At 62.1% G+C, this 22,264-nt stretch carries 23 protein-coding genes and 2 pseudogenes; 12 read left to right on the forward strand and 13 right to left on the reverse strand.

Features of this window, described 5'->3' with window-relative positions; all coding sequences use genetic code 11:
- Positions 1-116: 116 nt before the first annotated feature.
- Positions 117-605, forward strand: a complete 489-nt coding sequence (locus AB5Y59_RS15055) for a GNAT family N-acetyltransferase (protein ID WP_167824706.1) — start codon at positions 117-119, stop codon at positions 603-605.
- Positions 606-638: 33 nt separating this feature from the next.
- Here AB5Y59_RS15055 and nqrE read toward each other — a convergent pair whose 3' ends face one another.
- The 6 genes and pseudogenes from nqrE to AB5Y59_RS15085 form a co-directional block, all read right to left on the reverse strand.
- Positions 639-1,238 (reverse strand): NADH:ubiquinone reductase (Na(+)-transporting) subunit E, encoded by a 600-nt coding sequence (nqrE, locus tag AB5Y59_RS15060; RefSeq protein WP_052816016.1) that lies wholly within the window; start codon positions 1,236-1,238, stop codon positions 639-641.
- A 203-nt stretch (positions 1,239-1,441) separates the two neighbouring features.
- Positions 1,442-1,735: a hypothetical protein gene (locus AB5Y59_RS15065; RefSeq protein ID WP_010673751.1), complete on the reverse strand. Its 294-nt coding sequence runs from the start codon at positions 1,733-1,735 to the stop codon at positions 1,442-1,444.
- Positions 1,736-2,041: 306 nt separating this feature from the next.
- The gene (locus AB5Y59_RS15070; RefSeq protein WP_139737766.1) at positions 2,042-2,545 is read right to left on the reverse strand and encodes a GNAT family N-acetyltransferase; all 504 of its coding nucleotides are present in this window, start codon (positions 2,543-2,545) and stop codon (positions 2,042-2,044) included.
- A gap of 39 nt (positions 2,546-2,584) precedes the next feature.
- Positions 2,585-3,762: pseudogene (locus AB5Y59_RS15075) on the reverse strand (MerR family transcriptional regulator).
- Positions 3,763-3,913: 151 nt separating this feature from the next.
- On the reverse strand, positions 3,914-5,644 hold the full coding sequence (recJ, locus tag AB5Y59_RS15080) for a single-stranded-DNA-specific exonuclease RecJ (RefSeq protein ID WP_139737768.1): 1,731 nt from the start codon (positions 5,642-5,644) through the stop codon (positions 3,914-3,916).
- The gene (locus tag AB5Y59_RS15085; RefSeq protein WP_039041117.1) at positions 5,610-6,314 is read right to left on the reverse strand and encodes a disulfide isomerase DsbC N-terminal domain-containing protein; all 705 of its coding nucleotides are present in this window, start codon (positions 6,312-6,314) and stop codon (positions 5,610-5,612) included. The genes recJ and AB5Y59_RS15085 overlap by 35 nt, the downstream gene beginning before the upstream one ends.
- A 259-nt stretch (positions 6,315-6,573) precedes the next feature.
- On the opposite strand from AB5Y59_RS15085, the gene mscL reads away from it, so the two are divergent.
- On the forward strand, positions 6,574-6,984 hold the full coding sequence (mscL, locus tag AB5Y59_RS15090) for a large-conductance mechanosensitive channel protein MscL (RefSeq protein ID WP_010673746.1): 411 nt from the start codon (positions 6,574-6,576) through the stop codon (positions 6,982-6,984).
- A gap of 72 nt (positions 6,985-7,056) precedes the next feature.
- Here mscL and xerD read toward each other — a convergent pair whose 3' ends face one another.
- Positions 7,057-7,956: a site-specific tyrosine recombinase XerD gene (gene xerD / locus AB5Y59_RS15095; protein WP_042014490.1), complete on the reverse strand. Its 900-nt coding sequence runs from the start codon at positions 7,954-7,956 to the stop codon at positions 7,057-7,059.
- 183 nt (positions 7,957-8,139) lie between these two features.
- On the opposite strand from xerD, the gene fldB reads away from it, so the two are divergent.
- From fldB to AB5Y59_RS15125, 6 genes are all read left to right on the forward strand, one after another.
- Entirely contained in the window at positions 8,140-8,658 is a 519-nt protein-coding gene (fldB, locus tag AB5Y59_RS15100) for a flavodoxin FldB (RefSeq protein WP_049636563.1), read from the forward strand.
- A 294-nt stretch (positions 8,659-8,952) separates the two neighbouring features.
- Complete coding sequence (locus AB5Y59_RS15105) at positions 8,953-10,353, forward strand: TldD/PmbA family protein (protein ID WP_103243612.1); 1,401 nt, start codon at positions 8,953-8,955, stop codon at positions 10,351-10,353.
- Positions 10,353-10,460, forward strand: coding sequence for a hypothetical protein (locus AB5Y59_RS15110; protein ID WP_010673741.1), 108 nt, complete (start codon positions 10,353-10,355; stop codon positions 10,458-10,460). Before AB5Y59_RS15105 ends, AB5Y59_RS15110 begins: the two co-directional genes overlap by 1 nt.
- Entirely contained in the window at positions 10,460-11,800 is a 1,341-nt protein-coding gene (locus AB5Y59_RS15115) for a TldD/PmbA family protein (RefSeq protein WP_368212268.1), read from the forward strand. Before AB5Y59_RS15110 ends, AB5Y59_RS15115 begins: the two co-directional genes overlap by 1 nt.
- 142 nt (positions 11,801-11,942) lie before the next feature.
- Positions 11,943-12,320 carry a VOC family protein gene (locus AB5Y59_RS15120; RefSeq protein ID WP_043153219.1) on the forward strand — a complete coding sequence of 126 codons (378 nt, stop codon included), beginning with the start codon at positions 11,943-11,945 and terminating at the stop codon, positions 12,318-12,320.
- A 223-nt stretch (positions 12,321-12,543) separates the two neighbouring features.
- On the forward strand, positions 12,544-12,849 hold the full coding sequence (locus AB5Y59_RS15125) for a type 1 fimbrial protein (RefSeq protein ID WP_174219044.1): 306 nt from the start codon (positions 12,544-12,546) through the stop codon (positions 12,847-12,849).
- Positions 12,850-12,921: 72 nt separating this feature from the next.
- Here AB5Y59_RS15125 and AB5Y59_RS15130 read toward each other — a convergent pair whose 3' ends face one another.
- Positions 12,922-13,848 (reverse strand): L,D-transpeptidase family protein, encoded by a 927-nt coding sequence (locus AB5Y59_RS15130; RefSeq protein WP_041212511.1) that lies wholly within the window; start codon positions 13,846-13,848, stop codon positions 12,922-12,924.
- A gap of 443 nt (positions 13,849-14,291) precedes the next feature.
- On the opposite strand from AB5Y59_RS15130, the gene yegQ reads away from it, so the two are divergent.
- The 3 genes and pseudogenes from yegQ to AB5Y59_RS15145 form a co-directional block, all read left to right on the forward strand.
- Complete coding sequence (gene yegQ, locus AB5Y59_RS15135) at positions 14,292-15,656, forward strand: tRNA 5-hydroxyuridine modification protein YegQ (protein WP_010675357.1); 1,365 nt, start codon at positions 14,292-14,294, stop codon at positions 15,654-15,656.
- Between the two features lies 1 nt (position 15,657).
- On the forward strand, positions 15,658-15,906 hold the full coding sequence (locus AB5Y59_RS15140; RefSeq protein ID WP_010675358.1) for a YfhL family 4Fe-4S dicluster ferredoxin: 249 nt from the start codon (positions 15,658-15,660) through the stop codon (positions 15,904-15,906).
- A gap of 14 nt (positions 15,907-15,920) precedes the next feature.
- Positions 15,921-16,016, forward strand: a pseudogene (locus AB5Y59_RS15145) (ferredoxin); the annotation flags it as partial.
- A 308-nt stretch (positions 16,017-16,324) separates the two neighbouring features.
- Here AB5Y59_RS15145 and AB5Y59_RS15150 read toward each other — a convergent pair.
- On the reverse strand, positions 16,325-16,717 hold the full coding sequence (locus AB5Y59_RS15150; protein ID WP_039041125.1) for a DUF1090 domain-containing protein: 393 nt from the start codon (positions 16,715-16,717) through the stop codon (positions 16,325-16,327).
- Positions 16,718-16,877: 160 nt separating this feature from the next.
- Here AB5Y59_RS15150 and AB5Y59_RS15155 point away from each other — a divergent pair, with 160 nt between their 5' ends.
- A complete protein-coding gene (locus tag AB5Y59_RS15155; RefSeq protein ID WP_010675361.1) occupies positions 16,878-17,231 on the forward strand; it encodes a DsrE/DsrF/TusD sulfur relay family protein in 354 nt (117 codons plus the stop codon).
- 3 nt (positions 17,232-17,234) lie between these two features.
- On the opposite strand, the gene AB5Y59_RS15160 is transcribed toward AB5Y59_RS15155, so the two are convergent.
- The 4 genes from AB5Y59_RS15160 to truB all read right to left on the reverse strand — a co-directional run bounded on the left by AB5Y59_RS15160 (position 17,235) and on the right by truB (position 22,263).
- Positions 17,235-18,446, reverse strand: a complete 1,212-nt coding sequence (locus AB5Y59_RS15160) for an MFS transporter (RefSeq protein ID WP_045525802.1) — start codon at positions 18,444-18,446, stop codon at positions 17,235-17,237.
- A 142-nt stretch (positions 18,447-18,588) separates the two neighbouring features.
- Entirely contained in the window at positions 18,589-20,727 is a 2,139-nt protein-coding gene (gene pnp / locus AB5Y59_RS15165) for a polyribonucleotide nucleotidyltransferase (RefSeq protein ID WP_103243615.1), read from the reverse strand.
- A 180-nt stretch (positions 20,728-20,907) separates the two neighbouring features.
- Positions 20,908-21,177: a 30S ribosomal protein S15 gene (gene rpsO, locus AB5Y59_RS15170; RefSeq protein WP_010675364.1), complete on the reverse strand. Its 270-nt coding sequence runs from the start codon at positions 21,175-21,177 to the stop codon at positions 20,908-20,910.
- A gap of 135 nt (positions 21,178-21,312) precedes the next feature.
- Complete coding sequence (gene truB / locus AB5Y59_RS15175) at positions 21,313-22,263, reverse strand: tRNA pseudouridine(55) synthase TruB (RefSeq protein WP_010675365.1); 951 nt, start codon at positions 22,261-22,263, stop codon at positions 21,313-21,315.
- Between the last annotated feature and the right edge of the window lies 1 nt (position 22,264).

Raw genomic sequence — 22,264 nt, forward strand, 5'->3', positions numbered from 1 at the left:
GCCTCTGGGCGCTCTTTTTTTTATCGCCGTCACCTCGCAGGCAGCGGTTGTCCCTTTGTGATTGGCGCCGTTCTGGCGTAACGTGGCCACTCCCCTTCTCTGGAGTGCTGTGCCGGATGCCGACTCTCACCGTTCGCCTGATCCCCCTGCGTGACGCAGACTTTCCCGCCTATCGCGACTACTTCATCGAGGATTACGCCCAGGATCTTGCCAGCAACCACGGGATGGCGCTGCCTGACGCCCACCGTCAGGCCGACGCCTCGTTGCAGCAGCTCCTGCCACTGGGTGTCGCCACCCCGGGTCATCACCTGCTCGCCATGGTACCTGAAGCCCCGAACGCGCCGGGCGAGCCTCTGGGCTATCTCTGGCACGCCATCGACGGCGCCGCCGGCACCACCTTCATCTACGACTTCTATGTGACACCGCCCCATCGTGGTCGCGGCCTCGGCAAGGCAGCCATGGCCGCCCTGGAAGCGCAGCTCGCCCCCCTAGGCATCCACCAGATCAAGCTGAGGGTGGCCCATGACAACCCGAGGGCACTGGCGCTCTATCAGGCGCTGGGCTTCACCATCACGGGCTACAACATGGCAAAGCGTCTGGATTGAGCACCTTCATTGGGCCACCACCCGGCCCATGGCTCAGAGCGAGATGCCGGAAAAGGACATGAAGCCGAGGGACATCAGCCCGGCCACGATGAAGGTAATGCCGATACCCCGCAGCCCCTCTGGCACATCCGAATACTTCATCTTCTGGCGCAATCCCGCAATGGCGACGATGGCCAGCAGCCAGCCCAGCCCTGAGCCCGCCCCGTAGACCACGGATTCGATGAAGTCGTAATCCCGCTGGGCCATGAACATCACCCCGCCGAAGATGGCGCAGTGCACCGTCAGCAACGGCAGATAGATACCGAGCGCGTGATGGAGCGCCGGGAAATGTTTGTCCAGCACCATCTCCATCACCTGCACCAGCGCCGCCAGCACCCCGATATAGACGATGAAATCGAGAAAGCCCAGATCAAACTCCCCGAGGAAGGTACTCTCGGGACGCAGGATATGGCGGTAGATCAGGTTGTTGAGGGGGATGGCGATCACCATGACCGCCAGCACCGTCATGCCCAAACCGAAGGCGGTGTTGATGTTTTTCGAGACGGCCAGAAAGGTGCACATGCCAAGGAAGAAGGCCAGCGCCAGGTTTTCCACAAAGATCGACTGGATGAAGAGATTGACGTAATAGTCCATGAATGAGTTCACCACTTGGTTGCAATAAGAGCACGTCCGCGCCCGGCCAACGGCCAATCGCGAAGATGACGTCACGGATGACGTTTACAGAGAGAGCTGGCGCAGCACCCGGTAATGACCACGGCAGCCGCCAGACTGCCGAGCAGCCCGGTCAGCGGTACTCAATGACGGGGATCAAACGGGCGGGCGCCCGGCTGGTGAACCTAGTCGCCCTGGCAGAAGCGATATTGCAGGTGGTGGCAGCGAAGCCGCCGTGTGTGCAGAGCGCCGAAGTAGTCGGGCCGCTGCCTGAGGTAGATGAGGGGCAGGAAGAACAGCAGGCCACAGAGCAGGCCGAGGATCTCGTGCTGGAACCAGGCCAGCAGCATCTGGTAGAGCTCGGCATGAGCGGCCCCTTCCAGTCGCCGTCCCTGCTCGAAACCGAGCCGCCACTGGGAGGCGGGCGGCAGGCTGACGTTGTCGGCAAGCCCCGGGTTCGCTGGCTCATGGAACAGCATCGGCCGCTCCTGCCCTTGCGTCTCCATTCCCGGCGTTGCAACGACCCCTGCCGCCGCCGCAGCGGCAAGCCAGAGAAGGCAGGCGATGGCAAGCACCATCGGCCATGACGAGGGGCGGCGAGAGGATGACAAGGGGGCTGTCCGTCAAGAAAAATTACAGGTGGAATATATCACAATACCGTCACTTATTGCATTTTCCACCATGAGATATCAGAAAGGTTGATATTAAACACCGCCCCATTCCCTAAAACCGACAAGGTTGCACCACCTTGAGAAAGCGACTTGCATCTTCCTCAAGGTGAGGGCTCACCCCTGCTGGAAGGCCTGGTGGTAGCGCACTTCACCACTGGGCATGGCAGCGCCGAACGAGCGTGTCATGAAGTACTCGGGCGGCACGCCGGGCAGCGTCAACCCCGGCTCGGACACGAAACCGAAACGGCCGTAGAAGCCGGGATCCCCCAGCACCACGCAGCCAGCCGCCCCCATCCCCTTGAGCTCGGCCAGACCCGCCTCCATCAGCCGTGACCCCAGCCCCTTGCCTTGCAGCTCGGGAGAGACGGAAATAGGACCAAGACCATACCAGTGCGGGCTGCCATCGCTGATGGTCACCGGCGAGAAGCAGAGGTGGCCGACCATCCGTCCCTCCTGCTCCGCCACCAGCGACAGGCTGAGTGCCCCAGCCTGGCGCAGGTCACGCACGATCAGCTGCTCGTTGTGATCGGTATGGGGGGCATTGAGGAACGCGGCCACGGTCAGCGCTTCAATGGCGTCGTGATCGGCGCCTGTTTCGGGCCGAATGATGATGTTCATAGGTTTTCTCCGTTTGTTATCTTGCAATGGATGGCCTGATCAGACTGTCTGCAGGCAGCAGATCACATAGCCGTAGCTGCCCAGGTGTTGGCGGTGGATGGCCACTTCCCGGCTCAGATCCTGCCAGGCTGGGTTATCCCCCAGCTCGGCACTGTGGCGCGCCAGATTGCGCTCGATGGGATCCAGATAGTTGTCCCAGGCCCTTTGCGGCAACGGGGTGTGCCACAGGCAGCGATAACCCGCCTCCTTCACCGTTTTGAGCAGGCCCGCCAGGGTCTGCATGGCGGGATAATCCCGCTGCCAGAACGCCAACGCCTCCTCTGGCGGCGTGTCTGTCAGCCACACCAGGTCGCTCAACACCAGGCAGCAGGACCGGCAAGGTACGGCCGCCATGCCTGCAAGGCGTTGGCCACCCCGATGGTGTAGGCGCTCCCCTCGGCCCAGATGAGATCGGCGGGGGCAAGATCTGCCGGCAGCGCCGCCATGTTGGCGCACAGGGTAGTGACCTGACTCAGCCCCGCCGCACTGGTGCTGCGGGCCACGGCGGCCAGCGCCTCCTCGTCCAGATCGATGGCCACTATGGTGGCGTCCGTCACCTGTGCCAGCGCCAGGGTGGCGGCGCCGCGCCCGCAACCCATGTCGAAGATCCGGCGAGGCTGGCTGGGCAGCGCGGCAAACTGCTGCTGGGTGAAAAGGCTATCACCCGGCCCCCAATAGCTCATGCCATCCAGCAGCAGCTTGAAATCCCGGATATAACGTTCATGTTCATTCATGTCTTTGCTGAGCCACTGCAGGTGGTAACGCTCTTTTTCACTGAATCCCTGCTTCATCACCCAGGCAAAGTAAGCCTGCGGGGCTTGATGCTGCAGTTGCCGCTGCCAGGCCTTGAACTCGTCGCCGGAGTGCGCACGCAAACCGGCGAGATCCGCCAGCAGATCCCGGGCGCGTTGCATCCGCGCCAGCTCTTCATCCAGCTCCCTGACCCGGGCTGCCAGCGTTGCCTGCTCCAGCTCGCCCGCCAGGCAGGCGAGGCACTGCTTGAGGCTGAGCCCGCCGGCCTGCAGGGCCTGTACCATCCGCAGCCGCTGCAGATCGTCATCGTCGTAGTGGCGATAGCCGTTGGCGCCCCTCGTGCCCGTAATCACCCCCAGCTTCTCGTAATAGAGCAGGGTGGAGCGGGCCAGGCCGCAGCGCCGGGCCAGTTCGGATATTTTCATGACAGCGACTCGCAGTGAGGTCCGTGACCCGATGAAGGGAAGCTTAAACTGTGAAGCAATAGACGGGTCAACGACAACATCCGGGTTAACACCATAAAAAAACGGCCACCCTGAGGTGGCCGTCATCGGCAGCAAAAGAAACTCACGAACGTCAGAGGCCGGCGGCCTCCAGATGCTCCACCAGCAGTTGCACGCTGCGGTTGCCGCGCCACTCGTTGACGTCGAGCCGGTAGACCAGCCGCACCCGCTTCACCGAGGCATCGGGCCAGCGCTGCAAGTCGACGCCAAAGGCGATGGCATCCACCGCGTGGCCGGAATCCGTGGTCAGCATCATCTTGAGGTGCTTCTCCCCCACCAGCCGCTGCTGCACCAGCACGAATTCCCCGTCAAACAGCGGCTCGGGGAAGGCCTGACCCCAGGGGCCGGAGGCGCGAATAAGCTCCGCCAGCTCCAGACTCAGTTCATCGGGCAGCAGCTCGCCATCGGTGAGCAGCACCCCGGTCAAGAGCTCAGGGGTCACCAGCTCGCCGATGACCGCCTCGAAGGCCCGACCGAAGGCCTCGATATTGGCCTTGGGCAGGGTCAGCCCGGCCGCCATGGCGTGGCCGCCAAACTTGCCCATCAAGCCGGGGTGGCGGGTGTCGAGCAGTTCCAGCGCATCGCGCAGATGCACCCCCGGGATGGAGCGCCCGGAGCCCTTGAGCTCGGTCTCGCTGCTCTCGGCAAACGCGATGACCGGGCGGTAGTACTTCTCCTTCACCTTGGAGGCCACCAGCCCCACCACCCCCTGATGCCACTCGTTTCGGTGCAGCACGATGCCGGAGGGCACCTCGCCGTCGCGAAAACGGATCTGCTCCAAAGTGGCGAGCGCCTCCTGCTGCATCCCCTGCTCGATCTCCTTGCGCTCCTGGTTGAGGCTGTCCATTTCGGAGGCGAGCTGGCGCGCCAGGTTGATGTCGTCACAGAGCAGGCAGGCGACCCCGAGGGACATGTCGTCGAGCCGGCCCACCGCGTTGAGGCGCGGCCCCAGCGCAAAGCCGAGATCGGCGGCGCACAGGCGACGACCGTCGCGACCCGACACATCCACCAGCGCCTGGATGCCGGGGCGACAACGGCCAGCCCGGATCCGCTGCAACCCCTGATGGACCAGGATGCGGTTGTTGCCATCGAGCGCCACCACGTCGGCCACGGTGCCGAGCGCCACCAGATCCAGGTAATCCGCCACGTTGGGGGCGCGCAGCCCCTGGCGCTCATACCAGCCGCTCTGGCGCAGATGGGTGTTGAGGGCCGCCATCAGATAGAAGGCGACCCCGACCCCGGCCAGGGACTTGGAGGGGAAGTCGCAGCCATGCTGGTTGGGGTTCACTATCGCGTCGGCGTCAGGCAGCTCCTGACCCGGCAAATGGTGATCGGTAACCAGTACCTGCATGCCTGCCGCCTTGGCCGCCGCCACCCCGGCGATGCTGGAGATGCCGTTGTCCACCGTGATCAGGAACTCGGCGCCGCGGGCCACCGCCAGCTCGACGATCTCCGGGGTGAGGCCATAGCCGAACTCGAAGCGGTTGGGCACCAGAAAATCGATGTGGTGCCCCCCCATGGCGCGCAAGGCCAGCACGCACAGCGCCGAGCTGGTGGCGCCGTCGCAGTCAAAGTCACCGACGATGAGAATGCGTTTTTGCGCCGTCAGCGCCTCGGCCAGCAGCGGCACCGCCTGCGCCATGCCGAACAGACGCTGGGGCGGCAGCAGCTGGTTGGCGCTGCGCTCCAGCAGGGCAGGGTCTTCTACCCCGCGGCTGGCGAAGATCTGGCGAAGTAGCGGGTGCAGGGTGGCGGGCAGATGGGAATCATCAACTCGCGGACGACGACGGATTTGCAGGGGCATTGATGTGATCCAGTATCTTGAGCAGTTGTTCGGGGCTCTGGTAACCGCGCACCAGGTCGCCATTGGGCAGGACCCAACTCGGTGACGCCTTGATCCCGAGCCATTGGCTCAGGCCGATATGATGGGCAAGGATCGCATTACAACCGCTCTCAGGCAAACGATCGCTGAAGTTGAGTTCGCGCAGCAGCCCGGGATCGCACCAGCTAGCCTGATCCGAGGCGGCGACAGGCGCAGGCAGCAGTTGCACGCTCACGCCCCTCGCCTGCAAGCGGGGCAACTCCTCCAGCGCGATGCGGCAAGGACCGCAGGCGAGATCGGTAAACAGGGTGAGGCGGTGGCGTTCAGGGGTGGCCTTGAGCCAGAGCCGGGCCTCCCCTATCTGGGAGAGCGCCAGCCTGCGTTGCTGCTGCTGGCTGAGCCGGGTGAGGTTTCTCATGTCGTGGGCCAGATCCAGCATGGAGCCCTGCAGCACATAGTCTCCCCTGGCATCGCTGTAGAGCAGTCCCTGGGCCGTGCCCAGCAGATAGAGGCCCGGCATGGGGGTCTCGTCCACCAGGTAGACCTGCACACCGAGGCGCTGCTCTATGGTCTGTTTCAACACATGGGGGTCCATCCCCGCGCTGGCCGCAAAAGCGCACAGCAGCATCATTCCCAGCAGTAAATATCGCATCAGCTCATTCACTTGGCATGATTTAAGGGTCTCATAAGGTAACCCAGACAATTCCCTCTCCCAAAGACCTTAATTAGTGATCGATTAATAACGTCCGCAAGAAAAAATCACGGGATGACAGGTTGCCAATCGGGCTTGAGCCCCGCAAGCTAATCAGGACGACGGGAGACATCTTTAGTCATCCCTCTGTTTTTCTGATGTTTTATTATTCAAATCGACGTGCGCTCAGGTGGCACGTCGTCCATTTATAGGGGGAAAAATGAGTCTGATTCAAGAGTTCAAGGCCTTTGCATCCAGGGGCAATGTGATCGACATGGCTGTCGGTATCATCATAGGTGCCGCCTTTGGCAAGATTGTCTCCTCCTTCGTGGGAGACGTGATCATGCCCCCCATCGGGCTGATCCTGGGGGGCGTGGATTTCAGCGATCTCGCCGTGACCCTGAAGGCCGCCGAAGGGGATGCCCCTGCCGTGGTCATCGCCTACGGCAAGTTCATCCAGACCTGTATCGACTTCCTGATCATCTCCTTCGCCATCTTCATGGGGCTCAAGGCCATCAACACCCTGAAGAAGAAGCAGGAAGAGGAAGCCGCTGCCCCGGCCGGCCCCACCAAGGATCAGGAGCTGCTGACCGAGATCCGCGACTTGCTGAAATCCCAGCAGGGGAAATAACCGTTTCCTCCCTGTCGTGTGCTGAAAAAAACCGCCTTCGGGCGGTTTTTTGTTGCAAGGCAGGTGAGGCGATCAGGCTCTGGGGTGGTGCTGGCCGTGCAGTGCCTTGAGCCGCTCGTTGGCCACGTGGGTATAGATCTGGGTTGTGGAGAGATCCGCGTGGCCCAGCAGCATCTGCACCACTCGCAGATCGGCGCCGTGATTGAGCAGGTGGGTGGCGAAGGCATGACGCAGGGTGTGGGGAGAGAGTTCCCCCCTGATGCCAGCTCTCAGGGCATAGAGCTTGATGCGGTGCCAGAAGGTCTGGCGGGTCATCATCCGGGCCCGCTTGGAGGGGAACACCACGTCCGAGCTGGTGCCACCCAGCAGCAGGGTGCGCCCCTCCCGGTAGTAGCGCTCCAGCCAGTGCACCGCCTCCTCCCCCATGGGCACCAGGCGCTCCTTGTTGCCCTTGCCCACCACTCGCACCAGCCCCTGGCGCAGGCTGACGTGTTCGGCGGTCAGCCCCACCAGCTCGGACACCCGCAGCCCGGTGGCGTAGAGCAGCTCGAGCATTGCCTTGTCCCGCAGTTCCAGCGGGTCGTCCACCAGGGGCGCTTGCAGCAGCGCCTCCACCTCGGCTTCGCTCAGATCCGATGGCAGCTTTTTGGGGAGCTTTGGCCCCTCCAGCAGCACGGTGGGATCGTCGCTGCGCAGCTTCTCGCGATTGAGGTACTGGTAGAAGCGGCGCAGGGCCGAGAGGAAACGGGCCGTGCTGCTGGCCGCGAACTGATGGTCCACCCGCCAGGCGAGGTAGTGCTGGATGTCGTCCAGCCCCGCCAGCAGCAGGGAACCGCCTTGCTCATCGAGCCAGAGGGCAAATTTTTCCAGGTCGGTGCGATAGGAGCTGACCGTGTTGTCGGAAAGCCCCCGCTCCAGCCAGAGGGCGTCGAGAAACGGCTCGATCAGGGGATGGGATTCTGCTTTGCTCATGGTGCGCCGCGCTCAGGGAAACAGGTCGCCATTGTAACGTGCCGACCCACCCGGGCCGCAAGGCAAGGCTGCACATCCCCTCAGGCGGTGAAGAGCCCGGCGCAATCTGCTAGACTGGCGCCCTCCCCCCGGGCGCCGCTGTGCCGGTCACGCCCCTTGCCGACTGCGATCAAGAGAAGAGCGATGAAGATAGGTTTGTTTTATGGCTCCACCACCTGCTACACCGAGATGGCCGCCGAGAAGATCCGCGCCCTCATCGGCCCCGAGCTGGTCGATCTCCACAACATCAAGGATGTGCCCCTCGCCCGCATGCAGGAGTACGACATCCTGATCCTGGGCATCTCCACCTGGGACTTCGGCGAGCTGCAGGAGGACTGGGAATCCCGCTGGGAAGACATCGCCGACCTGCATCTGGAGGGACGCATCATCGCCCTGTTTGGCATGGGCGATCAGCTGGGCTATGGGGAGTGGTATCAGGATGCCCTCGGCCTGCTGCACGATCAGCTGGTCCCCAAGGGAGTCAAGCTGGTGGGCTACTGGCCCAACGAGGGGTACGAGTTTGACGCCTCCAAGGCGCTCATCGACGATGGCCGCCACTTCGTCGGGCTGGCCCTCGATGACGCCAACCAGTACGACCAGACCGAGTCCCGTATCGAGCAGTGGGTCGACCAGATCCTGAACGAGATCCACGAACTGCTCTGATCCTGATCGCCTGGATGTTCGACGACGCCAGCCAATGGACGACCAGACCGACCCCGCATCGAGCAGTGGGTCGACCAGATATCAAGCGAGCGCCATGAGCGGCGCCAACCTCCCCTGTCGGTAGCCTGCGCTCGGGCTGCCGGGCGCATAAATCGCACCGATTTTCTCGTTCGGTATCATCGGCTGACGCTATAGCGACTTTTTGCTTCTGGTCTGCAACAATGAGGTCGACACCCCATAACAACACAACGCCGGGTGTCGGAAGCAAACGGACAGACCAGAAAAGGATATTCTATGACTTCATTCTCCCTGTTGGCCCCCGCCATCGCCCGCGACGTGCTCGATCACGCGCTGGCGCTGGGTGCCGACTTCGCCGAGCTGTTTGTGGAGCGCAAGCGCCGCAGCCAGCTCAGCCTGCTCTCCAGCCAGATAGAGAACATCAGCGGTGGTCTCGACTTCGGTATCGGCGTTCGCCTGTGCTACGGCCACAAGGTGCTCTACGGCTACACCAACCTGGCCGATCGCAACGAGCTCTTGCGCATCGTTACCCTGCTGGCGGCCAAGGACAGGCGTGACCCCGTGGTCACCGCCACCGCCTTTGACTTCACCCGCCTGACCGACCGCAACCCGATCGCTCTGCCGCTGTCGGCCGACAAGCTGCTGGAGCAGAAGATCGCCTACCTGCATGCCATGGACGCTGCGGCCCGCGCCGAGAGCGACAAGGTGAGCCAGTTCTCGGGCAACGTGCTCGGCTGGGAGCAGGAGGTGGAGATCTTCAACAGCGAAGGGGTCCAGGTGAGCGATCGCCGCCACTACAACCGCATCATGGCCCAGACCATCGCCCTGGACGGGGGCGAGCAGAGCGTAGGTTATGAAGCCCCCGGTGCCATGAAGGGATGGGAACATGCCGAGAGCATCGATCCCCGCGAGCTGGCTCTCACCGCCACCCGCCAGGCACTGGTGAAGCTGGGAGCCGCCCCCTGCCCGAGCGGCAAGCTGCCGGTCATCATGGAGAGCGGCTTTGGCGGCGTCATCTTCCACGAGGCGTGCGGTCACCTGCTGGAGACCACCTCGGTGGCCAAAAAGGCATCCGTGTTCCACGACAAGATGGGTCAGCTCATCGCCAACCCGGCGGTCAGCGCGGTGGACGAGGGCTTGCAGGGCAACGCCTGGGGCTCCATCAACGTCGATGACGAGGGGATGGCGACCCAGCACACCCAGCTCATCAAGGACGGCGTGCTGACCGGCTTCCTGGTGGACAGAATGGGGGCCCTTCGCACCGGCTACGCCCGCACCGGTTCCGGGCGCCGGGAATCCTACAAGTTCGCCCCCGCCTCCCGCATGCGCAACACCTATATCGAACCGGGCAACCACAGCCTCGACGACATGCTGGCAACCGTGGAGCACGGCATCTATGCCAAGCGGATGGGGGGGGGCTCTGTGCAGCCCGGTACCGGCGAGTTCAACTTCAACGTGCAGGAGGCCTACCTCATCGAGGGGGGCAGGATCACCCGACCCCTCAAGTCAGCCACCCTGATCGGCACCGGCCCGCAGGTATTGAAGGAGATCTCCATGGTGGGGCGCGATCTGGCCCTCTCCGCCGGCATGTGCGGCTCGGTCTCGGGATCCATTCCCGCCTCGGTCGGCCAGCCGCCGCTCAAGGTTGACAATATCCTGGTCGGAGGGAACGCCTGATGAACATCCATGACACTCTGTGCGGTTCCATCTCCCGCCTCATTCGCGTTTCAGTCGGCCAGCCACCGCTCAAGGTTGACAATATCCTGGTCGGAGGGAACGCCTGATGAGCCAGCTCGACATGAACCAACTGCTTGCCCGTCTGCTTGACCAGGTCGCCGATCTGGGTGCCGAGGCGGACGTCATCGCCAATCAGGAGAAGGCCTTCTCCCTCAAGGCCGACAAGGGCGAACTCAGTGAATACAAGGTCACCAGCAGCCAGCAGATCGGCATTCGCCTCATCAAGGAAGGCCGGGTCGGCATCGCCTATTCCGAGTCCCTCGACGCGTCGGCCCTGGACGCCATGGTGCAGGATGCGCTCGATGCGAGCCGCTTCGCCAAGGTGGACCCGGATCAGCGCATCACAGTGCAGCAGAGCAGGCTCATCACCGACTGCGCCGAGATACATCAGGCCGACACCACGGCGGTGGAAGAGAAGATTGCCCTGACCCTGCGCCTCGAGTCCGACATGCTGGCCCTGCCGGACGTGACCGGCGCCCCCTACAACGGCTTCTGCGAGGGGGAGAGCCGCCTCTGGCTTGCCAACAGCCAGGGCAGCCTCTGCGAACATCAGGAATTCAGCGTCGGCTGCCACAGCTCCGCTCTCATCGAGCGGGAGGGCCGCCAGTCCATGCACTACCAGGGACAGTACGCACGGCGCTTCGACGAGTTGGAGAGCCAGCCTCTCATCCGCCAGATCCACGCCGTGGCCGATGGCCTGCTGATGGGTGAGGCGGTGCCGAGCGGTCGCTACAGCGTCATCTTCAGCACCCACTGCTTTGCCAGCCTGTTTGGCTGCTTCCAGTCCGCCCTGTCTGGCAAGTGGGCCCAGCAGGGGATCAACCCCTGGCGCGACAAGTTGGGCCAAAGCGTGGCGTCTCGCTGGCTCACCCTGGAGAGCCGTGCCTATATGCCGGGGGGCATGAAGATCAAGACGTTTGACGGCGAAGGAGCCGCCACCTCGGATCTCCTGCTCATCGGCGAGGGGGAGCTCAAGACCCTGCTGCACAACAGCGCCACCGCCCGCCACTTCGGCGTGACGAGCAACGGTGCAGCCGCCCGCAGTGCCCGTAGTGCCCTGGACGTGGCCCCTCGTCACCTGGTGTTCGGGCTCGGCCCCCACGGCGAGGCCGAGGTACAAAGCGGTGAGTACCTGGAGCTGGTCAAGCTGGACGGCCTGCATTCCGGGGCCGATGCGGTAAGCGGTGACTTCTCGTTCGGCGCCTCCGGCTTCCTCTGCCGAAATGGCGAGCGAGTGGCGCCGGTACGCGGCATCACGGTGGCGGGCAACTTCTATCGTCTGCTCGGGGAGCTGGAAGCGGTCGGCAACCAGCTGCACCACGACGATGGCAAGGACTTCTATGCCCCGCTGATCCGCTTTGGCGGGCTCAGCATTGCCGGCAAATAAGAGGGGGAGCCTTACTCGGCTCTTCCCCCTTCAAGCGGCGCCATCAGGCGCCGCTTTTTTTATCCATGGCGCCCCCAGACGGCCACTTCTAACCTCAAAGAGCCACCGACCGCGTTGGCCGGGAACTCTGGAGAATACGACGATGGACAACACCCTGGTCTGGGCCGATATTCCGACACGGGATCTGGATCGCGCCATGGACTTTTACTCGGCCCTGCTCGATGTGCAGGTCACCCCCATCCAGGAAGAGACCATGCGCTTTGCCATGCTGCGCCACGACGGCAGCAACGCGGCGGCCTGTCTCGGCCCCATGGACAAATATCACCAGCCCGGCGGTGCCGGTCCCCTCATCTATCTCTCCCTCGGTGACAGGCTGCAGGAGGCAGAGCTGCTGGTCCCCCGGCTCGGCGGGCGGGTGCTCGAACCCCTGCACAGCATCGGCAGTGGTCATGGATCCCGGGTCATCATCGAGGATACCGAAGGCAACTGGCTGGCCCTCTATGCCCCACCGACCACCTGAGGAAGATGAAAGCTTCCTCGGGATACCCTCTGCCTGGTCACTCGCAGCCGGCCATAGCAAGGGCAATCCCTGGGTTGCCCTGTTTTGTCATTTAACCCACCAGAGTCGGGCTGCGTTGCAGCCACTCAAATAACACTCACATTCTCACTGACCGGGTCGATATTGGCAGTACAGGCCATGAAAAGTGGTTTCTACCTGCGAGCAAGACAATTTGGAGGTCTGCATGAAGCCAATCGTAGTAGCACTCACCTGCGCCAGCTTGGGTATATCGATGGCACAGGCGAGGTCGGCAACCAGTACTGGGCACATTACCTTCAGCGGAGCAATCGTTGAAGATGCCTGCCACATCAAGCAGCAACAGGATCGGGTGCAGGTCACCTGTCTCTCGGGTCCACAGCAAACGACAGATACCCTCAATCTGAGACAGTTGGCACAACAGTCGCCACAGCGTCTCGCCACCAACCAGGTTTCCTATCGGTGGATTGACTCGCGCCAAACCATGGCGATTATCACAATCAGCTACGAATGAACCTCACCAATCCCAGAAACAACAACGGCGACCTGATGGTCGCCGTTGTTGTTTAACTGCACTTGCCGGCCATTACGCCTCTGGATTGAGGCGGGTCGGGATGCCGGTACGCTGTTCCAGCACCTGCTTGACCACGTTGGAATCGCTGTCAGCATGGGCGATGAAGCGGGTGGTAGCCGGGGTCATGGGCAGCGGCACGGAGGCGGTGGAGTTGAACTCTTCCTCGGTGCGCGACAGCGGCTCGTGCACTTCCATGTAGCGACCGCCATCCGGCTCGACCGTGGTCTTGACCGGCTGGTTGACGAACTGGACGCGGGTGCCGACCGGCACGTGATCGAACAGGTACTTGATGTCATCGGCGCGCAGGCGCACGCAGCCGCTGCTCACCCGCAAACCGATACCGAAGGTGGCGTTGGTGCCGTGGATGGCGTACAGGTTGCCGATGTAGAGCGCGTGCAGGCCCATGGGGTTGTCCGGGCCGGCCGGCCAGACCGCGGGCAGGGTCTTGCCCTGGGCGGCGTAGCGGCGACGGATATTCTCGGTCGGGGTCCAGGTCGGGTTGGCACGCTTGCGTTCAACCTTGGTGATCCAGTTCTCCGGGGTGTTGACCCCGAGCTGGCCGATGCCGATGGGCAGCACATGCACTACGTTCTTGCCCTTCGGGTAGTAGTAGAGACGCATCTCCGCCACGTTGATGACGATCCCTTCGCGGGGAGCGTTGGGCAGGATCAGCTGATGGGGAATGATCAGCGTGCTGCCCGCCTTGGGCAGGTAGGGGTCGACGCCCGGGTTGGCTTCCATGATGTTGGTCAGACCCAGCTGGAAGTCGGAGGCGATCTGCTCCAGCGGACGGTTGTCTGCGGGCACCACGTATTCCTGGTTCTCACCGATCAGGCGGCTGTTGGCTGCAGGCAGCTGGTATTCAACGGCGGCGGCCTGCTGGCTGACCAGCGCCAGCGTACATAAAAGAGCCGAAGCGGCAATGCGAAGGGGATTCATAAAATTCCTGTATGGTTTCCTGTTCCTGTGGGCCTTTGCCCTGCTCATCATCGGTCTCTTGTGGGCCCGTCACCGGGGACCAACAACCGAGCGCGCATTCTTTCCCGAGCAGGGCAAAATTTCAACTTGGAGATGGTCTTTTTCGCCGAAAAGATCCATTTCACCGCCAACTCAGGGGCATCTTTCACCCCTTGCACTCTAGCAACCCCAGTCTGAGCGTAAAATGAACATGGCGCAGGCATGCCAAGGCCGTCCCAAATTGCATGACGAGGCGGTCACGAGTACAATCTCGCACCCCGTATATCCGGAGTATCGAGTCACCTCCTGCTCCGATGTACCCCCATCGGATGGGCGTGCGTCGAAGACGGTCGCGCCACCTATGAACCCACACGACGCCATCAGGTGGCGCCGTCCTGATTTGCAATCAGATAAAAGAGTCCAACATGTTCAGACCAGAATTGCTCTCCCCTGCCGGGACCCTCAAGAACATGCGCTACGCCTATGCCTATGGCGCAGACGCCGTCTATGCGGGCCAGCCGCGCTACAGCCTGCGGGTACGCAACAACGAATTCGATCACGAGAATCTGCAGCTCGGCATCAACGAGGCCCATGCCCTCGGCAAGCAGTTCTATGTGGTGGCCAACATCCAGCCCCACAACTCCAAGCTCAAGACCTTCATCCGCGACATGCGCCCCGTGGTGGATATGAAGCCGGATGCACTCATCATGTCCGACCCCGGCCTCATCATGATGATGCGCGAAGCCTTCCCGGACATGCCTATCCACCTCTCGGTGCAGGCCAACGCGGTCAACTGGGCCACGGTGAAATTCTGGCATCAGATGGGCCTGACCCGTGCCATCCTCTCCCGCGAGCTGTCTCTCGACGAGATCGAGGAGATCCGCATGCAGGTGCCGGAGATGGAGCTGGAAGTCTTCGTCCACGGGGCACTGTGCATGGCCTACTCCGGCCGCTGCCTGCTCTCCGGCTACATCAACAAGCGTGACCCCAATCAGGGCACCTGCACCAACTCCTGCCGCTGGGAATACAAGGTGCACGAGGGCAAGGAAGATGACGTGGGCCAGATCGTCCACCGCCAGGAGCCCATCGCCGTGCAAAAGGTGGATCCGACCCTGGGCGCAGGCAAGCCGACCGATGCCCTGGTGCTGCTGGAAGAGTCCAACCGCCCGGGCGAGTTCATGACCGCGTTTGAAGACGAGCACGGCACCTACATCATGAACTCCAAGGATCTGCGCGCCGTCGAGCACGTCGAGCGCCTGACCAAAATGGGCGTTCATTCGCTGAAAATCGAAGGCCGCACCAAGTCCTTCTACTACTGCGCCCGTACCGCCCAGGTCTATCGCAAGGCCATCGACGATGCGGTGGCTGGCCGTCCGTTCGATCCGACCCTGATGGGCACCCTCGAGAACCTGGCCCACCGCGGCTACACCGAGGGCTTCCTGCGCCGTCACAACCACAGCGAATACCAGAACTACGACTACGGTTACTCCGTCTCCGACACCCAGCAGTTCGTCGGCGAGATCACCGGTCGCAACGGTGACATGGTCGAGGTCGAGGTGAAGAACAAGTTCCTGCTGGGCAACAGCCTGGAGCTGATGACCCCCCAGGGCAACCTCAGCTTCAACCTGGAGCAGATGCAGAACCGCAAGGGCGAGCTCATCGACACCGCACCGGGCAACGGCCACGTGGTCTACGTGCCGGTACCCAAGGAGATCGACGTGAATTACGGCATCCTGCTGCGCAACCTCGGCGAGCGCGAGGATACCCGTCAACCTCACTCGGCGGCCTAAGATGGCACTGCTCATCACCGACAAGTGCATCAACTGTGACATGTGCGATCCGGAGTGTCCGAACCAGGCCATCACCCTGGGGAGCAAGATCTACGAGATAGACCCGGATCGCTGCACCGAATGCGTCGGCCACTATGAGAAGCCCACCTGCATCAGCGTCTGCCCTATCGACTGCATCATCTGGGATCCCGCCCATGTGGAGACCGAAGATCAGCTGATGGAAAAGTTTGTGCGGATGCACAGGCAGTAAACCTGTATCAGCGTCTGCGCCCCATGGACGGCATCCTCCGGGATCCCGTCCATAAGGTGGAAACCGAAGATCAGCTGATGGAGAAATTCGTGCGGATGCACAGGCAGTAGCTGTAGCACCTGCATCAGCGTCTGCGCCCCATGGACGGCATCCTCCGGGATCCCGTCCATAGGGTGGAAACCGAAGATCAGTTGATAGAGAAGTTCGTGCAGATGTACAGGCAGTAAGCCTGTATCAGCGTCTGCGCCCCATGGACGGCATCCTCCGGGATCCCGTCCATAGGGTGGAAACCGAAGATCAGTTGATGGAGAAGTTCGTGCGGATGCACAGGCAGTCAGCGTCTGACACTCGCGGGTGCATTATCCAGAAATAGAAAAAGCCGGGCATGCCCGGCTTTTTCTATTGCGCTGCCCTTCCCTCAGGGTTTGACCAGTTTTTGCAGCGCCTCGAGTTCGCGCTGGGCTTCCAGCAACTCGGCCTGGGACTCCTCCAGCTTGGACTGCTTCTTGGCAATCTTGTCCGGCTTGCCCGATACCCGTGCGCTCTGCAACTCGGCCAGCCGCTCTTCCACTTCTTCCCTCTGCTTGACCACCTTGCGTTGCTGCTCCTCAAGGAGCCCGGCATCGGTACAATGGGCCTCCAGGTTGCGCAGTGCCCGCTCAAGGCCGGCTACCTGCTCCTGGTTGTTGTGCGCCCTGGCGAACGCAAGCTGATCCGTCACGGCCTGCTGTCTGGCCTTGCAGCCGATGTTTTCACTACCATAGGCTTGTCCGGCCAACAACAATAAGCCTATTCCGGCGATCTTCCACATAACAACCTCTTTGTTCTGTCATACTGGATGGCCGTCCATGAGACCTGACTCCCTGTGTGAGGTCAAGACACATGGGGCCGGGCTACGACAGAGTGTGCTCTGCATCATGCCGGGCCGCTTTCACCGAGGCTACAATGGCCCTTTCAATCAGGAGAGCCACATGACCCAACACATTCTCATCATTGCCAACGGCGCCCCCTATGGCAGCGAGTCCCTGTTCAATGCCCTGCGCCTCGGCATCGCCCTCAAAGAGGAGGGAAAGGTAGACCTCAACCTCTTCCTGATGTCGGATGCCGTCACTGCTGCTCTGGCCGGGCAGGCTCCGGCCGAGGGCTACAACCTGCGCCAGATGCTGGAGATACTGCTGGCTCAGGGCACCCGGATCCGGCTTTGCAAGAGCTGCACCGATGCGCGCGGCATCACCCCGCTACCCCTTGTCGAGGGCATAGAGATAGGCACCCTCCCCTTGCTGGCTCAATGGACTCTGGCCGCCGACAAGGTGCTGACCTTCTAGCCGTCAGGGCCCGGCCCGGACCAGCGCAGTGCGCGAGGTCCGGGTACTCAGACCATAGAGCATCAGGATCACCAGGCAGAGCAGCGCCATCAGGGCGTAAAGCCAGCTCCCGCCCCAGTGGGCCAGCACCCAGCCTCCCAGCAAGGCCCCCATGGCCACCCCGAGTCCGGAGATGGAGGCCGCCCCGAAATAGCTCCCCTTCAAATGACCAGGCGCCATCTGATCGATCAGCACATTGAGCAAGGGGAAGAGGATGCACTCCCCGACGCTCAAGAGGATCACCGCCACTATCCAGTGCCACCAGATGGCGGTATCCCCCAGCGCAAACTGCAACTGGGCGCCGAGAAAGAGCGCCACCCCGAGTTGCAGCTTGCGCCGCGTGGACCAGCGGGCAGTCAGGTGCAGCAGGGGGAACTGCAGCATCACTATGGTCAGCGCGTTGGTCGTCACCAGCCAGCCGATGAGCCGCTCCACCTCCGGCGTCCCCGCGCGGGTCAGATACTGGATGAGGGGCGACTCGAACTGGGCATAGACCAGCATCAGCAGCAGATTGGCCATGATCAGCAGCAGAAACCCCCTGTCCTGCCAGAGCACCCGCAGCACGGCGCGCATGCCGGGCCCGGCCGCCTGGCTGGTGTGGCAACCCGCCAGCCTGAACCCGATGACAAAGACGATGCCAAGCAGCAGATAGCTGGCACTGAGCAACAGGAAGGTCTCCTGACGCGCGCTCAGGCCATAGGTGACGCCGAGCAGAGGACCGATGGCCGCCCCCAGGTTGAGCAGGAAATAACGCAGGTGCAGCGCCAGCTCACGGGCTTTGGGCTCGGCCAGATTGTCGGCCATCAGTGCCTTGCCCGGTGAGTCGATGAGCCCGTAGGAGAGTCCGCTGCCGATCACCCCGAGTGCCAGCCAGCCCACCTGGTGGGAGAGGCCGAGCAGGGCCACGCTGGCGGCGGAAACCAGGCAGCCGAACAGCAGGATGTTGCGCCGCCCCCATTTGTCCGAGAGCCAGCCGCCATAGAAGCTGACGAGAGTGGAAAGCGCCGCCGTGGCCCCCAGGATCAGGCCTATCAGGGTCGCCGAAAGTCCGTAGTCACGGTAGAGCAGGATGGAGAGAAAGGGCCAGACCATGAAGAAGGTGGTACGCACCATGAAAGTGCCCAGGATGACGATCCAGACCAGGGAAGGAAACTGCCTGAGGTAGGCCCATGACATGCTGCAATTCCTTTTGCCAACGAAGCGGGGTCGTCCCTTATATCAAGGGGCGCCAAAAGGAACAAGGAGACAATCTGCGCCATGCCGGGCGACAGGCACAAAAAAGCCGACCCAAGGGTCGGCTCTTTCACATACGGCAGCCTTATTCGGCAGCCGGCTCTTCGACGGCAACGGCAGCAGGAGCAGCAGCCGCTTCGGTCGGTGCGTTCGCTTCCTTGATGGAGAGACGCACACGGCCCTGACGGTCCACTTCCAGTACCTTCACCTTCACCACGTCGCCGATTTTCAGGAAGTCGGCCACGTTCTGCACGCGGGCATCGGTGATCTGGGAGATGTGCACCAGACCGTCTTTACCCGGCAGGATGTTGACGAAGGCGCCGAAGTCAGCCAGGCGCACGACCTTGCCTTCGTAGATGCGGTTCACTTCGATCTCGGCGGTGATGGCCTCGATGCGGCGGATCGCTTCCATGGCGGCTTCGTTGGCCACGGCGGAGATGCGAACGGTACCGTCATCATCCAGCTCGATGTTGGTGCCGGTCTCTTCGGTCAGGGCACGGATCACGGAACCACCCTTGCCGATCACGTCCTTGATCTTCTCAGGATTGATCTTGATGGTGTGGATGCGCGGTGCGAAATCGGAGATCTGGGCACGGGGAGCCTGGATAGCTTCGTCCATCACCTTCAGGATGTGCAGACGAGCGCCACGAGCTTGCTTCAGCGCAATCTCCATGATCTCTTTGGTGATGCCCTCGATCTTGATGTCCATCTGCAGCGCGGTCACACCTTCGCTGGTACCGGCTACCTTGAAGTCCATGTCGCCCAGGTGATCTTCGTCACCCAGGATGTCGGACAGCACGACGAAACCTTCTTCTTCCTTCACCAGACCCATGGCGATACCGGCAACGGAGGCCTTGATCGGCACACCGGCATCCATCAGCGCCAGGGAGGAACCACAGACAGACGCCATGGAGGAGGAACCGTTGGATTCGGTGATTTCAGAGACCACGCGCACCACGTACGGGAACTCGGCGGCGCTCGGCATCACGGCAGCAACGCCGCGCTTGGCCAGACGGCCGTGACCGATTTCACGACGCTTCGGGCTGCCCATCATGCCGGTCTCGCCGACGCAGTAGGGCGGGAAGTTGTAGTGCAGCATGAAGCGATCGGCGCGGTTGCCGGTCAGCTCGTCGATGTTCTGGGCGTCACGCTCGGTACCCAGCGTGGCCACCACGATGGCCTGGGTTTCACCACGGGTGAACAGGGCAGAACCGTGGGCACGGGGCAGGATGCCGGTACCGACGGAGAGGGCGCGGATCATTTCCGGATCGCGACCGTCGATACGCGGCTCACCACGTACGACGCGACCACGGACGATGCGGCTCTCCAGGCTGTGGAACTCTTCGCCGATCTTCTTGGCATCTTCTTCCACGCCGGATGCGATGACTTGCTCGACCACGCGGCCCTTGATGGCTGCGATGGTTTCGTAGCGAACAGCCTTCTCGGTGATGCGGTAGGCTTCACCCAGCTCAGCGGTGGCCAGTTCGGCAACTTTGGCTTTCAGCGCTTCGTTGACGGCAGGCGGGGTCCAGTCCCAGGGCTTGGTACCGACGTCGGCAGCGAATTCGTTGATGGCGCTGATCACGGTCTGCATCTGCTCGTGACCGTAGACCACGGCGCCCAGCATCACCTCTTCGGAGAGGATGGCCGCTTCGGATTCCACCATCAGCACCGCATTGGCAGTACCGGCAACCACCAGATCCAGATCGCTCTGGGGCAGTTCGGTGGTGGTCGGGTTCAGCACGTACTGGCCGTTCATGTAACCCACGCGGGCTGCACCGATCGGGCCGCCGAACGGGATGCCGGAGATGGCCAGGGCCGCGGAGGCACCGATCATGGCAACGATGTCGGGAGAAACGGCCGGGTTCACGGACATGACGGTGGCAACCACCTGAACCTCATTGAGGAAGCCTTCCGGGAACAGCGGACGGATGGGACGGTCGATCAGACGGGAGATGAGGGTCTCACCCTCGCTCGGACGGCCTTCACGACGGAAGAAACCACCCGGGATACGACCAGCAGCATAGGTACGCTCCTGATAGTTGACGGTCAGCGGGAAGAAATCACGGCCGTGATCGGCCTCTTTCTTGCCAACGACAGTCACGAAGACACAGGTATCGTCCATGCTGACCATGACGGCCGCAGTGGCTTGACGGGCCATCACACCGGTTTCCAGTGTGACGGTGTGTTGACCGTACTGGAATGACTTTACAATAGGATTCACGTGAATTTCCTTTTAACAATTTGGCGCTTTAAATTCGCGTGCAAGTATACTTGATTCGCATCAAAAGGTAAGCGCGGACGTCAATTCTGTGAGGCAGGCAACGGCCTGCATCCTGTTTGAAACGGGCAATAAAAAAGGGGAACCTCGCGGTTCCCCTTTTTTGCGAAATCTGATGGTCGATTAACGACGCAGACCCAGCTTGGCGATCAGAGCAGCGTAACGCTGAACGTCTTTACGCTTCAGGTAGTCCAGCAGCTTACGACGCTGGGAAACCATGCGCAGCAGACCGCGACGACCGTGGTGATCCTTGGCGTGCTCCTTGAAGTGACCTTGCAGATGGTTGATCTGGGCAGTCAGCAGGGCAACTTGCACTTCGGGGGAACCGGTGTCGTTGGCGCCACGAGCGTTGTCGGCAACGATTTGAGCTTTGATCTCAGCATTTAGAGACATGGTATTACTCCAGTAGAGTGTTTAAAGGTTCACAGCCAATCTCTAATTCAGCCGTGAAATGAGGGCGGTATCATAATCGTCCCCGCCCCTTTTCGCAACGGGAAAGACGCGTGACAGACCGATACCGCCTGAGGATCACTCCTCGTCGTGGTAGCGAACCAGACGCTTGGGCGCCACGCGCCCCTCGTCATCGATCTCGCCAACCCCGATGAATTCGCGCTCCGGGCCAACCGTCATGCGGACCTGGCCACTTTGGGGGCTACCTGCCACCTGCACGGCCTGACCCTGGTTCACATAGGCGGCCACGGCGACCAGCATGTTCACCTCGGGCAGAGAGGCCACGGCGGTGTCCATCGGCAGCAACAGGGGATCCAACTGCTCCCGTGGCGGAATGCTTTCGGCCTTGGCCTGCTCGAAGATACACTCGAGCTGCTCCAGGGTCAGCATCCGCTCGTAGGGGTAGCTCGCCACCTGGGTGCGACGCAGCTGGGTGACGTGAGCGCCACAGCCCAGCACTTCCCCCAGATCGTCCACCAGGGAACGGATATAGGTACCCTTGCTGCAATGCACTTCCAGCTTCACCTCGTCCCCCTCGAAGCCGAGCAGCTTGAGTTCGAAGATGGTGATGGGACGGGCTTCCCGCTCGATCTCGATCCCTTCACGGGCATATTCGTAGAGCGGGCGGCCGTTGTGCTTGAGGGCGGAATACATGGACGGCACCTGCATGATGGGACCGCGGAACTGATCCAGCGCCTCGATCAGGGTACCCACGGCCACGTTCACCGGGCGGGTGGAGACCACCTCGCCGTCGGAGTCGCTGGTATTGGTGCGCTCGCCCAGCTTGGCGGTCACCTCATAGCGCTTGTCCGCTTCCAGCAGATACTGGGAGAACTTGGTGGCCTCCCCGAGGCAGATCGGCAACATGCCGGTGGCCAGGGGGTCCAGGGCGCCGGTATGGCCAGCCTTGGCGGCGTTGTAGATCCGCTTGACCTTCTGCAACACATCGTTGGAAGTCAGGCCGGTCGGTTTGTCCAGCAGCAGGATGCCGTGTACGTCACGGCCTTTGAAACGACGTCTACGAGACATC

The sequence above is a fragment of the Aeromonas sp. s10 genome, from assembly GCF_040907975.1.
GTDB classification, from domain to species: domain Bacteria; phylum Pseudomonadota; class Gammaproteobacteria; order Enterobacterales; family Aeromonadaceae; genus Aeromonas; species Aeromonas caviae.